A 12,536-nucleotide genomic window follows, 5' to 3' on the forward strand; every position below is an offset into this window, starting at 1 on the left:
CGGGGGCGAGCCGCCGCACTGTACAGACGCCAGGATGAGGTTCTTCAGGAGGCGTCGAGGTCACCTTGGGTGGAATCGAGTTCTGATCGCACACTCAGCAGCAGACGGTGGGCAACAGCCAGCACGATGAGCACGGGGACCCCGACATAGCAGGCCAAGCGCATGTCGGACACGTAGAGGCCTGTTGCGTAGACCGACAGGAGCGCCGCGATACCCAGCAGCGGAATGACCTTGCCACCCGGCAGATGCATAGCCGATGGTGGCCTGCTCGGGTCCGTGCGGAAGGCCAGCAAAGTGCACAGGATGATGATCCAGACGGCGATCACCCCGAACGTACCGAGGGCCAGCAGTAGGGAGAAGATACGATTGCCGCGTGACGCGGCCAGCGCGGTGACGGCCAGGACCGCCACTGCGGAGAGCAGAATCGCCCTGCACGGCACCCCGCGGCCGGTCGTCACGGCCAGGGCACGCGGGGCGTAACCGTCGTTGCCAAGGGAGTGCAGCATGCGGGCGCCGGCGTAGAGGTTGGCGTTGGCGGCGGACAGGGCGGTGACCAGGACGACGAAGTTGGTGACCGCGGCAGCGGCGGGCACACCTGCGGCATCGAACATCACCACGAAGGGGCTGTTCTCGCTGGAGTGGCTTGTGGCCAAGTCAGGCCAGGGAGTCACGGCGAGCATAACGGCGATGGCGCCCAGGTAGAAAAGCGTCAGACGGATGATCAACGAACGCAGGGCGCTGCGCAGCGCCGGCCCCGGCTCCTTGGCTTCCGGGGCAGAGATTGCGACGAGCTCGATGCCCGCGAAGCTGAACACCACGATGGACATCGCCAGCCAGATCGCCATGGTGCCCTGGGGAAGGAATCCACCGTGCGCTGTCCAATTGCCGATTCCCGTGGCAGGCCGGTGAGGAAGCCCGAAAACTATGAGCACTCCACCGATCAGGACGAAGGCCGTCACCGCACAAGCCTTGATCATGCTCAGGACCGACTCGGCTGCGCCGAACCCGCCAACCCCCACCACGTTCACGCCGGTTACCGCGGCGGCGAACACCGTGACCACCAGCCACAAGGAAATTTGCGGCCACCAAAGGCGTAGGTACATGCTCGCCGCCACCAGTTCGCCGCCGATTCCCACGATCAGCGCCAGCCAATAGATCCACCGCACCGCGAAGCCGGCCAGTGACCCCAAATACCTTGCTGCGATCGTTCCGAAGGATCCCTGTACCGGCAGTGCACTGACCATTTCCCCCAACGCGAAGGCAACGGTCACCGCGATGAGGGCGCCGATCGCATAGCTGATCAGTACGCCCGGGCCCACGAGCGAGATGGCCCCGCCCGCTCCGAGGAACAGGCCCGTGCCCAGAGCCGATCCCAGCCCCAGCATTGCCATCTGCCGTCTTCCAAGGCCCCGATGCAGTCCATTCGCAACCAGGTCTTCCTTGACCTCTGTCGAGGTCTGAGTACTCACGACAGCACCTCCGTGGCGAGCTCACGGACTCGATCCAGAGCAGTCCACAGTTCGGTGAAGCTCGTCGATAGTGGGGACAGGCCGATGCGGATGCCGTCGGGAGCACGGAAGTCGACGATCACACCGTTGTCGATCAGGATGTCGGCGAGCTTCTTTGCCTGCGGGTGCGACAGGGTGACGTGTCCGCCGCGCCGTGCGTCGTTGCGAGGGGAGGCGAGAGTGAAGCCCAAAGGCGCCAGCCAGGCGTCGCTCAGCACGATGGCCAGCCGGGTCAGGTCGATGGATTTGCTGCGAACCCGTTCGATGCCTGCCTCGGCGAGCAGCTCGATCCCAGCCGCGACACCCGCAAGTCCGGTGACGGCGGGAGTGCCCGACAGCATGGCGCGGATGCCTGCGGCGGCCTGGTATTCGGGCGCCATGGCGTAGAGGTCGGCCGCGCTCATCCAGCCTGGGACAGGCTGGATGAGCCCGAACTGATGCTCGGAGCGCGCGTAGATGAAGGCGGGCGCCCCAGGGCCGGCGCTGAGAAACTTGTAGGTACAGCCAACGGCGAAGTCGCTGCCGGTGGCATCCAGTTGCACGGGTACGGAGCCCACCGTGTGGCACAGGTCCCACACCACCAGGGCGTCCACCGCATGCGCGGCCTTGTTGATCGCCGGCATATCGGCGATATGGGCGGAGCGGTATGAGACGTGGGAGAGGGTCACGGCAGCAGTGCGGTCGCTGACGGCGTCCGCGACCTGTTGCGCAGTGACACCGGAAGCGGGGTCCGATTCGATCCACCGCACCGTCAAGCCCCGGTCACGAGCGATGGACTCGACGATGTAGCGGTCGGTGGGAAAGTTGTCCGTGTCAGTGACGATCTCCTCCCGGTCCGGCCGCAGGCTCAGAGCTGCATGCAACGTCTTGTACAGACAAACGGAGGTGGAGTCGGCGAGGATCACTTGGCCGGGATTCGCACCAAGTGCAACCGCCCCAAGACGATCACCGATGCGTTCAGGCAGTTCCAGCCAGCCCTCCTGCCAACCACGAATCATCCGAGATGACCACTGTGAGGTCACCAGGTCCTGGATGATTTCCAACGTACGGTACAGCGGACGACCGAGAGAGTTGCCATCGAGATAGGCAACGACAGTGGGGTCCTCGATGGGCAGAAATCGCTCCCGGAACGGCGCCAAGGGGTCGCGCTGGTCCAACAACCCAGCGTCATCCAATGACGGTAGATCGACAACGGTAGCCACAGACGGATCCTTTCTCTGTGATCTCCCGCTCTGCTACGGCGGTGCCCCGTAAGGGCGTTGCCCAGGCTTCAGGCAGCACGGTGAGATCCTTGGGCAAGGCGGCGACGGTGCGAGATCCGGCAATCTGATGCGGTCGCAAACAGGTGCCCTCATCACAATGAATTCGCGTAGTCCCGCAAGCTGAGCCTAAGTAGCGCGCTTGACCGCGGCACACGGCTAAGCGCACACCTCTGTCGTCCGAGCGCACGGCCAAATCTCTCTGTCAAACGTGGACGAGTCAGGTAATCTTCACAAATCAATGAGTCGAGGGCGGAGAAGGAGGAGTCCCGTACGGCAGCAGGTTGAAGGGCTGGAAGACGAAACCGATCCGTGAGCCGCGCAGCGCGGTGCGGTCGCGTTCCTTGAGAGGGCCGGTGTCGATGCCGTCCAGGCGGTACGTCCCCGACATGGGCCGGTCCAGCAGACCGGCGACGTTGAAGAACGTCGACTTGCCGGAGCCGGACGGGCCGGTGATCGTCACGTAATCGCCACGCTCCACGACCAGGTCGCACGGGCGCAGCGCGGGCACCGGCGGCGGACCCGGATAGGTCAGGCCCACCCCGGTGAACTCCACCACGGGCTCCCCCTGTCGCTCCCGCGTCACGACTGCGAACCGCTCTGCGGAACGCTGCCCGGACCACCCTTGTCGCCCTTGCGGGCGACACCAACGACCACCCGATCGCCCTCGGTCAACGGTGAAATCCCATGGACGGTGGTCCTACGGACCCGCAGAGGCCTGTACCGATCGCAGGCCGTGTGCGGCGGCGGGTGTTCCTGGCCGGTGCGGCGGTCGCGGCGGCATTGCTGTTGGCGGAGATGGCCGTCCCGCACCCGGCCCGGCCACACTCCGCGCTTTCCCGCCATGCTGTGGTCCCCTCGCGCTTTCGCGTCCGGGTAAGACGGGCGGCCCCGAGGTGGCTCCTTCCGAACCTCGGCTCCCTGCGGGAGCGATCCGACGCCGAGTGAAACGGCGCACATTTGAAATCGATGCGGCAGCGGACCGCTTCTGTCGCTTGCCGGTCCGACAGGCCCAGCAGGAACTGCAGTACGCAAACGGTGGCCAACTGGGAGGGCGAGAGACCGGGACGGCCGTCGCGCGGGTACCAGTCGGCGAAGTCCTCGTCGCACCACAGCCCGTCCAACCGGTCCCGCACCCATATTGCCGTCGTCCCGCCCGGGTTGCTTGCCCGCGCGATCTGCGCGGTCAGAGACGGGACTTGCTCACCGGAACGGGGACGGAGCGACAACGTCGTCGTCACGACAAACAAGCCCCTCGACAGACCTGCTCGACGACTGGATTCTCGGGTTCACCGGCCCCCGACGGGAGGCCGAGGAGATCAAGGAGGAGGTCGGTCGGTTCCTGCGTGACGAACTCAAACTGCAACTGTCCGAGACCAAGACCGTGATCACGCACGGGCGGTCGCAAGCCGCCCGATTCCTCGGCTACGAGATCGTGATCCTGGACAACGACGACAAACACGATCGACGCGGTCGCCGCAGCATCAACGGGCAGATCGGATTGAAAGTGCCGGCCGACGTCGTCCACGCCAAGTGCAGGCCCTACCTCCACCACGGTCGACCGGCCAGGATCGCCGGACGCATGGTCGACAGCGACTTTTCGATCGTCGCCCAGTACCAGGCCGAGTTCTGCGGGATCGCGGAGTACTACCAACTGGCTTTCAACCGCCATCGCTTCCGACGACTGAAGTACGCCATGGAGATGTCGCTGACCAAGACGCCGGCGCAGAAACACCGCACCACCGTCCCGAAGGTCTACCGACGCTACCGCGCCGTGCTCCAGACCGACCAAGGCCCTCGCAAGGGGCTGCGGGTCACCGTGAAACGCGGCGACGGACGACCGCCGTTGGCGACCGTGTGGGGCGGGATCTCGCTGAAGCGAAGGATCAGGGTCGCCCGTCTCGACGACCAGCCCCGCAAGGTCTGGAACGGTGATCGGACGGAGCTGCTGCAAAGGCTCCTGGCCGATGTCTGCGAACCGTGCGGTTCGCGGACGGATGTGGAAGTGCACCACATCGGGCACCTGAAGGACCTGAACGTCAAGGGGAGGCCCAAGCGTTCGGCATGGGCCAGGACGATGGCCGCACGCCGTCGCAAGACCCTGGTCGTCTGCCGACGCTGCCACCAGGACATCCACGCCGGACGTCCCACAGGCAGCGACTCACGAAGAACGGCACCGGAGAGCCGGGTGCGGTGACAAGCCGCACGCCCGGTTCGGGAAGGGGCCGTCGGAAAAGGACCCCAGCCAGGGGCACCTCGTCGGCGGCCTACTTCACACGCCCTCGCGCTGGAGCTCGATGATCCCGGCTTCCACCACAGTGTGCCGGCCGACTTCCGCGAGCGCATCGCCCAGGACGACCGCGCCGACCGTCTTCTCGACCTCGCGCTCGCGCGCCTGAAGGAAGCCGGACTGGTACGCGAGCGCACCACGCAGCGCACCGATTCCACCCACGTCCTGGCTGCGGTGCGCGACCTGACCCGGCTGGAACTGGTCACCGAGGCCGTCCGTGCCGCGCTGGAAGAAGTCGCCCGTACCGCTTCGCACCTGCTGGTCGGCTTGGTCGACGAGGAATGGGGGCGCCGCTACGGTCGTCCCGTCCGCCTGGGCAAGAACCCCACCCGGCCCAAGACCAGGATCCTCGCCACCGGCGACGACGCCCACCGGCTGTTGGAGCATCTTTACCGGCACGAATCGGGCTACCGTCCCGGCCCTCGGGCCGAGGCCCTGCGGCAGATCGTCCTGCAGAACTACTACCGCGACGCGGCGGGCCGCCTGCGCCGGCGCACCGCCGACGACGGCGGACTGCCGCCTTCCTCCTCGGCGCTCGTCTCGCCCTACGACACCGCGGCGCGCTACGTCCGCCACGGGCACGTCATCCGCTGGAAGGGATTCGCCGCGCATGTCACCGAGACGTGCGCCTCCGACAGCGTCAAAGTGATCACGGATGTGGCGACCACCTCGGCCGCCACCAACGACGCCCAGGCCCTGCCCGGCATTCACACCCGCCTGGCGCGTCGCAGCCTGTTGCCCGACGAGCACCCGGTCGACGGCGGCTACACCTCCCTGGTCCACCTGGAACGCGCGATGCGCGAACACCAGGTCACCGTCAGCGGGCCGCTGCCGGGCAACCCCACCCGCCGGCACCGCNGGAACGAAGGCTTCGACCGCGACGACTTCCACATCGACTTCGACCGCCGACAGGTCACCTGCCCCCAAGGCCAGGTCAGCAAGGGTTGGCACGGCCCCTACCCGACCTCCTCGCCCACNGCGGCACCCCTGATCGTGGCGCGGTTCACCATGGGCCAGTGCCGGCCGTGTCCGGACCGCCCCCGGTGCACCAACTCCCGCGAGAGCACCCGCAACGTGGGCTTTCCCTCGCGGGAGCCCCGCGACCTGCAAGTCCGCGTCCGCGCCGAGCAACAGACACCCGATTGGAAGACGCGCTACGCGGTCCGCTCCGGAGTCGAGGGCACCATCAACGAGTTCGCCCACGGACACGGAATGCGCCACTGCCGCTATCGAGGACAGCCGAAGACCCACCTGCAACACGTCCTTACGGCCATCGCCGTGAACATCGAACGACTCAGCAGTCAGTCAGCGACCGAGGAACCCTCTACACCGAGACCCCCGACCGCCTTCCAGACCTTCCTGGACGAGAACGAGATCCCCCGGTCGAAGTCCTGGCGAACTCTCGGCAGCTGAGCCCAACCATCCAAGATCACCGACAGAGTCAAGGCGGACACCGAGATACCTTCTGCCGCTTGACGAACCATAGGGGCATCTGGGACATGCTCGACCTCGACCACAGCGACCAGGTCGCGTCGGCGCGGGTGCGGGCGCTGCCGGACTGGGACTGGGGCGCGCGCAAGGGCGTGTGTCCGGACGGGCAGCGGCTGATCGGCGTGTCCCACAAGGACGGCCGGGGTCTGTGCACCGACGCGGGTGGGTCGGGGCTCGCCGTGACCCCCGTACCGCTGACGGTGGTCCACGACGAGCGTTACGTCCAGCAGGGCGACTGGGCGGGCGGCTACACCAAGTACCAGTGCGGGCCGAACCAGTTCATGATCGGGTACAGCGTGCGCGAGCAGGCCGTGTCCGGTGTGCTGTGCGCGACGGCGAACCGGGCGCTGCCGACGACCGGGCGGACCGTGTGGTGACGACACCGAACCGGGCCTTGACGTGACGACACGTCAAGGCCCGGTTCGGTGATCTCCGGGTCACGTCGTCCCTGTCCCGCAGAGGCCCCGGCGGGACAGGGACGTACCTCGCAGACGGAGAACGTGGTTCCTCTTCCGGAGTTGGGTCGCTTCGGTCGCTTGCATTGCTCAACCGACAACACCTTCGCACATTCGCGCCTGGTTCATTCCTTCGCTCGCTCGACCCCACCCATCACAGGTTCTGAGGCTCCTCGACGAGAACCCGAACCCGGGGGCCGAGCTTGTCCTGCGCGAACTCGACATCCCCGCGTCCACCTACTACCGCTGGCGCCGCGCCGCCGAAGTCCCCTGTGAACGCCGCAGGTTCGATGGCGAACTCATCGCGCGGATCACCACGGTCCACGCCGAATCCGACCACACCTACGGCTCCCCGCGCGTCCACGCCACCCTCGCCCGCGAAGGCGTGCGCGTGGGCCGCAAACGGGTGGAACGTCTCATGCGCGAGGCCGGACTGCAAGGAATCAGCCCGAACAGACGGCCCAAAGGCTTCACCCGCCGCGACCCGAACGCCGGGCTCGCACCCGACCTCGTGCAGCGCGACTTCACCGCCGAGACCCCGAACAGGCTGTGGGTCACCGACCTGACCATGATCCCGACCGGCGAGGGGCCGCGGTGGCTCGCGGCGATCCGCGACGCGTTCTCCCGCCGGGTGGTGGCCCGGGAGACGTCCGCACGCGCCGACGCCGACCTGGTCCTGACCGTCCTCGAATACGCCCTGCGCGGACGGGACGTCCCGCCTGACACCCTGGTCCACCACGCCGACCACGGCTGCCAGAATCGGGCAAGGGGATCGAACCGATCATCGAGGCCCATGCCGTAATCCTCGACGGGATCAGCGAACACGACCCGGAGGCGGCGGCACAGGCCATGCAGACACACCTGCTCCAGGCGGGCGAAGGCCTCGCCCTCGTCGAGAGCGGCGGCGGACACGCGCCAAGGAGTGACGTCGGCGTACATGCGAACGTGACTGCGGCAAGGTTCCCGCACCGCCGACACGGTCGCCGAAGACTCGGAAGTCGCGCGTGTCCCCGTCGTACCGCGTGGGCGTCCAGCGGAGATCGGAACTGCAACGGCGCGGACGGGACCGGCACTTGCTGCTACCTGGTCATGGGCGCCCTCGAAGCCCGCCGAGGGTGGCGCCCGATCGGTGGCGCGATCGCCGTGCGCCGGGCAGGTGTTCCCTTCGGGGTGTTCCGTGGAGTATGTCCGGCATGGGGCTCCGCAGCGGATGACCGTTCTTCTCGCAGCGTGTGATGAATCGATGACGACGCCGCTGAGCAGGAAATTCCCGGTGTTCCATGGGCGACATGAAAAGGCAGACCAACACTTCCCCCCGCCGTCGGCGCACCGTCCGCCGCGCCACCGCAATCGCCCTCGCCGCAGCGACGGCGGTCCTCGGACTCACCGCCTGCGACGACTCGGACAACAAGAGCGCAGCCGGCGGCGACCGGTCCGATGTGGGTGCCCCTCCCGCCTCGGCCCCCTCCGCCGATTCGAAAGCGTCCGGCACCGGGACCGGGACCAAGAACCAAAAGCTCGGCAAGCTGCTGTGGATGGGTGACTCCATCGCCGAGGCCGAGGCCCCCGCGATCGGGGCGGCGATGAAGGCCGGCGGTACGGAGTTCAAGTCGATGGCGGCCGCCGGCGGCGGCGGCGTCCTCGGCCCACCCGAGTTGGCCCAATCCACGTGGGACCAGTTGCCGAACGAACTGGGTTCCTTCAAGCCGAACGTCGTCGTCTACCAAATCACGTCGTACGACTGGGGCAAGCCGGAGGAACAGCGCGTGGGCTACGAGCGACTGGTCAAGACGGTGAACGACGCGGGCGCCGAACTCCTCATCGTGTCCGCGCCGCCCTTCCTGATCGACGGCTTCTACAAGCCCCACGAGGCCGACATCAAGACCGCCCCGAAGTCGGCCAAGGAAGTGGCGGACAAACACCCGGGCAAGGTGCGCTTCCTCGACGCCGCAGCCCTGTGGGGCACCGACAATGCCGCCGACAAGGCGCAGCGGAGCAAGGACCACATCCACTCCTGCCCGCAGGGTTCGGCCGCGTTCGCCCAGTGGCTGGCCACGGACCTCGCCAAGAAGTACGGCTACACGCCGGCGCCGGTCGACCAGTGGGCCACCGGGTCGTGGACCGGCGACAAGGTGTACCTGAAACTCGACTGCAAGTAGAGGCCCGGGCGACATGGTCGTCCTCCTTTCCCACGGCACAAGCGACCGAGGGGCGGGGCGGGTTCGGGCTCGTTCCGCCCCGCGTCCTCCGGAGACCAACCCCATGCCTGCGCAGAATTCCCCCCCGCGTACCCATCGACGGGCACCCACGTCCTCCGCGACGCCCGCAAGCACGCCCGCCTCGGCCAAACGCCACATCGGACCGCTGGACGGTTTGCGCGGTGTGGCCGTCGCGGCGGTACTGCTCTTCCACGCCGGACACTTCGGCGGTGGCTTCCTGGGCGTCGACCTGTTCTTCGTACTCTCCGGGTTTCTGATCACCGGACTGCTGCTCAAGGAGACGGCGGCCGGCAACGGTCGCATCAACCTCGTCGCGTTCTGGGGACGGCGCGCCCGCCGCCTGTTGCCCGCACTCGCCGTGATGGTGTCCGGCACATTGCTGCTGGTGTGGGCCTTCGGCTCGATCACGCTGATCCGCACCGCGCTCGACGACAGTCCGTGGGTGGCGGCGAACCTCGCCAACTGGCACTTCATCGGGGATCGGATGGGCTACTGGAAGTCCGCCGACACCCGGGTCTTCAGCCATCTGTGGAGCATCGCCGTCGAGGAGCAGTTCTACCTGTTCTGGCCGCTGCTCCTGGTCCTGGTGGCCCGGGGCAGGAACGCGGGCCGGAATGTGGCCGCCGTGGCGGTGATCGGGGCCGCGGTCTCGCTGGCGCTGATGATCGATCTCGCCGATCCGATCGACAGCACCCGGGTGTACGAGGGCACCGACACGCGTGCCTTCTCCCTGCTCCTGGGTGCTCTGATGGCCACCCCGCCGGCCACCCGCGCGTCGACCCGGCTGGGCGAGCACCTGGCCGGGTGGTTCGGTCTTGCCCTCGCGGGCGGCATCGGCGCGTACTGGGTCATGGCCGACGGAGAGGATTCCCCCTCACTGTTCCAGGGGGGAATGTTCCTGCACGCGCTGGCCGTCGCCCTGCTGATCCTCTGCCTCACCCGAGCCCCGGGCAGCCCCCTCGGCCGGGTCCTGGGCAGCACACCGTTCCGCTGGACCGGCTTGATCTCGTACAGCCTCTATCTGTGGCACTGGCCCATTTATCTACTGCTGGACAAGGAACGCCTCGGCTTCTCGGGCTGGGGCCGGACGGCTGTGATCGTCGCCGTTTCCGTTGCCGCAGCCGTGCTTTCCAAGTTCCTGGTGGAGGATCCGATCCGCTTCCGGGCCCGTTGGGCGAAGGGTTGGACCGGGGCGGTCGCCCTGCTGGCCACGATCGCCGTGATGGGGGGCCTCTGGGCCGTCATACCGGAACCCCGGAGCGGGGGTCCCTCCGTGGACATCACCCGACTCGCCCCCGGGGAGTGAGAGTTCGGTCGGAGGTTGCCGGTCGGTCCACGGGTTCGGCCGGCGGCTCCGGGACCATGTTCTTGTGGTCCCGAGGCCGAACGCGGCCGACACGCCACGGGCCGAGCCCGGTCGGCGATCCGCGTCGACGGTCGGCAGTCGGCGTTCGGCGCCGGTTCACGCTTTCGGGAAGCTGTAGTGGTAGCCCTGCGCGTCGAACCAGGTCAGCAGCTTTTCGAGGGCCTGGAAGGTCTGTTCGCGGTTGCCGCCCCCGTCGTGCAGCAAAACGGTGGGGCCTTTGGCCAGTTGCTGTTGGACGCGGGTGACGATGGTGTCGACTCCGGGGCGCTGGTAGTCGCTCGGGTCGACGTTCCAACCGAGGGGGCGCATGCCGTGTGCGGCGGCGATCTGGCGGCTTTCCGGGGTGAACGCGCCGCCGGGTGCGCGGTAGTACTGGATCGGTCGGCCTCCCGAAGCCTGGTCGATCATGTCCTTGGCGTCGAGGATCTCCCGCGCCTGGTAGTCGGCGGGCTTCTTGTCCATCGCGGTGTCGTGATGCACCGTGTGGTCGCACAGGCGGTGGCCGGCGTCGACGATCCTGCCCAGCAGATCCGGATGGGCCTTGGCGTTCGGCCCCAGGACGCAGAACACGGCCTTGGCGTGGTGCTTCGCGAGCAGATCCAGGAAGCGGGGGGTCCAGACGGGGTCCGGGCCGTCGTCGAGGGTGAGGTTGACGGTCTTGCCGCCGTCCTCCGAGTCCCGGGAGATCGACGGATCGACGCCGGCCGCGGTCGGCACCGGGCGGGCCGCCGGTTGGGTGGCGCCGACGGTCGGGTCCGCCGGTGAGGGGGAGGAGCCGCCGCAACTCACGAGGGCCGCCGCAGTCACCGAGAGGACGATTGCCGCGCCCGCGCCCCTGGCAATACCGTTGCGACGTATTCCACGAATCGTCATCGATATTCCTGTCTCGATAATCCCGGATCGTCGTCCGACTGCTCGACGAGCCAAACACGTTCGGGTATCGAAACCGGAGGCTGTCATCGTCTCGTCACATATCGCGCATGAAACCGTCATCCGGGGACCATAGGATGGTCAACCGGGCTCCGAGCCGTGCAGGCGGGCGGCAACACGCCTGCGGGGAGGCCCGGGGCGGGATCGGCACGGCGAATTCGTCGTAAAAGTCGAAGGGTGCCGGAAGGCTGCCCTCCGCCCCACCAAAACATTTTCGGACAAGCCTGGACACAGTCCCACAGAATCTACCCGTGACGACTCGGCAGGGAATTGTCACCACATGCCACGCATATTGCTTATCGAAGACGATCCCGCGATCCAAAGAGGCGTCGGTATTGCGCTGCGGCGGCGCGGACACGAAGTGGCCGTCGCGCCCACGGGGGAGGCCGGACTCGCCACGCTGGAGGACTTCCGCCCCGATCTCGTCCTGCTGGACCTGATGTTGCCGGGCATCAACGGCCTGGAGGTGTGCCGCCGGATCCGGGAGCGACACCAACTCCCGATCATCATCCTCACCGCGCGCGGCGACGACATCGACATCGTGGTCGGTCTGGAGGCGGGCGCGGACGACTACGTCGTCAAGCCGGCCGGCGGCGAGGTCCTGGGCGCCCGGATCAAGGCCGCCCTGCGCCGCGCCGTCCCCGCCGACACCGAGGACGGCGTCGAGGACTCACCGGCGTCCCGGGTCGACCGGTACGGCGAGTTGACGATCGACCGGGCCGCGCTCATCGTGTCCAGGAACGGAACCGAACTCGCGCTCGCGCCCTCCGAACTCAAGCTGCTGCTGTACCTGTCCGCGTCCGCCGGATGCGTGTACAGCCGCGACATCCTCCTCGAACGCGTCTGGGAGTGCAGCTTCGCCGGAGACGCCCGGCTGGTCGACGCGTGCGTGCTGCGCCTGCGCGGGAAGGTCGAGAACGACCCGCGCCACCCCCGCTACGTGCAGACGGTCCGCGGATTCGGATACCGATTCGGTCCGCTGTGACCACGCCCGTCCCCCATTCCACGCCCCGGTCGT

At 67.6% G+C, this 12,536-nt stretch carries 11 protein-coding genes and 1 pseudogene; 7 read left to right on the forward strand and 5 right to left on the reverse strand.

What is annotated here, in order from left to right; all coding sequences use genetic code 11:
* Positions 1–44: 44 nt before the first annotated feature.
* From A3IC_RS57020 to A3IC_RS71420, 4 genes and pseudogenes are all read right to left on the reverse strand, one after another.
* On the reverse strand, positions 45–1,469 hold the full coding sequence (locus A3IC_RS57020; RefSeq protein ID WP_040877289.1) for an amino acid permease: 1,425 nt from the start codon (positions 1,467–1,469) through the stop codon (positions 45–47).
* A complete protein-coding gene (kynU, locus tag A3IC_RS0128470; protein ID WP_040877290.1) occupies positions 1,466–2,710 on the reverse strand; it encodes a kynureninase in 1,245 nt (414 codons plus the stop codon). Before kynU ends, A3IC_RS57020 begins: the two co-directional genes overlap by 4 nt.
* 322 nt (positions 2,711–3,032) lie before the next feature.
* Positions 3,033–3,353: pseudogene (locus A3IC_RS66895) on the reverse strand (ATP-binding cassette domain-containing protein); the annotation flags it as partial.
* 85 nt (positions 3,354–3,438) lie between these two features.
* Positions 3,439–4,008, reverse strand: a complete 570-nt coding sequence (locus tag A3IC_RS71420) for a transposase (RefSeq protein ID WP_321184050.1) — start codon at positions 4,006–4,008, stop codon at positions 3,439–3,441.
* Between the two features lie 143 nt (positions 4,009–4,151).
* On the opposite strand from A3IC_RS71420, the gene A3IC_RS57030 reads away from it, so the two are divergent.
* From A3IC_RS57030 to A3IC_RS0128505, 6 genes are all read left to right on the forward strand, one after another.
* A complete protein-coding gene (locus tag A3IC_RS57030) occupies positions 4,152–4,964 on the forward strand; it encodes an HNH endonuclease (RefSeq protein ID WP_052173845.1) in 813 nt (270 codons plus the stop codon).
* Positions 4,965–5,852: 888 nt separating this feature from the next.
* A complete protein-coding gene (locus tag A3IC_RS73680; RefSeq protein WP_425387365.1) occupies positions 5,853–6,470 on the forward strand; it encodes a transposase in 618 nt (205 codons plus the stop codon).
* Positions 6,471–6,529: 59 nt separating this feature from the next.
* The gene (locus A3IC_RS0128490) at positions 6,530–6,925 is read left to right on the forward strand and encodes a hypothetical protein (RefSeq protein WP_158696132.1); all 396 of its coding nucleotides are present in this window, start codon (positions 6,530–6,532) and stop codon (positions 6,923–6,925) included.
* A gap of 241 nt (positions 6,926–7,166) precedes the next feature.
* Positions 7,167–7,805 carry an IS3 family transposase gene (locus A3IC_RS57035; RefSeq protein ID WP_205353560.1) on the forward strand — a complete coding sequence of 213 codons (639 nt, stop codon included), beginning with the start codon at positions 7,167–7,169 and terminating at the stop codon, positions 7,803–7,805.
* 478 nt (positions 7,806–8,283) lie between these two features.
* The gene (locus A3IC_RS0128500) at positions 8,284–9,162 is read left to right on the forward strand and encodes an SGNH/GDSL hydrolase family protein (RefSeq protein ID WP_020553481.1); all 879 of its coding nucleotides are present in this window, start codon (positions 8,284–8,286) and stop codon (positions 9,160–9,162) included.
* A 103-nt stretch (positions 9,163–9,265) separates the two neighbouring features.
* Positions 9,266–10,528, forward strand: coding sequence for an acyltransferase family protein (locus A3IC_RS0128505; protein WP_026218847.1), 1,263 nt, complete (start codon positions 9,266–9,268; stop codon positions 10,526–10,528).
* A gap of 156 nt (positions 10,529–10,684) precedes the next feature.
* On the opposite strand, the gene A3IC_RS0128510 is transcribed toward A3IC_RS0128505, so the two are convergent.
* Complete coding sequence (locus tag A3IC_RS0128510) at positions 10,685–11,395, reverse strand: polysaccharide deacetylase family protein (protein WP_026218848.1); 711 nt, start codon at positions 11,393–11,395, stop codon at positions 10,685–10,687.
* A 403-nt stretch (positions 11,396–11,798) separates the two neighbouring features.
* Between A3IC_RS0128510 and A3IC_RS0128515 the strand changes: the two genes are divergently transcribed.
* Positions 11,799–12,503 (forward strand): response regulator transcription factor, encoded by a 705-nt coding sequence (locus tag A3IC_RS0128515; RefSeq protein ID WP_026218849.1) that lies wholly within the window; start codon positions 11,799–11,801, stop codon positions 12,501–12,503.
* Positions 12,504–12,536 lie beyond the last annotated feature (33 nt).

Source organism: Embleya scabrispora DSM 41855, assembly GCF_000372745.1.
GTDB lineage: Bacteria > Actinomycetota > Actinomycetes > Streptomycetales > Streptomycetaceae > Embleya > Embleya scabrispora.

Bases quoted from the DNA above. Each gene is read 5' to 3' on its own strand.
- A3IC_RS0128500 (WP_020553481.1), top strand. From the start codon at position 8,284: ATGGGCGACATGAAAAGGCAGACCAACACTTCCCCCCGCCGTCGGCGC.
- A3IC_RS0128505 (WP_026218847.1), top strand. From the start codon at position 9,266: ATGCCTGCGCAGAATTCCCCCCCGCGTACCCATCGACGGGCACCCACG.
- A3IC_RS0128515 (WP_026218849.1), top strand. From the start codon at position 11,799: ATGCCACGCATATTGCTTATCGAAGACGATCCCGCGATCCAAAGAGGC.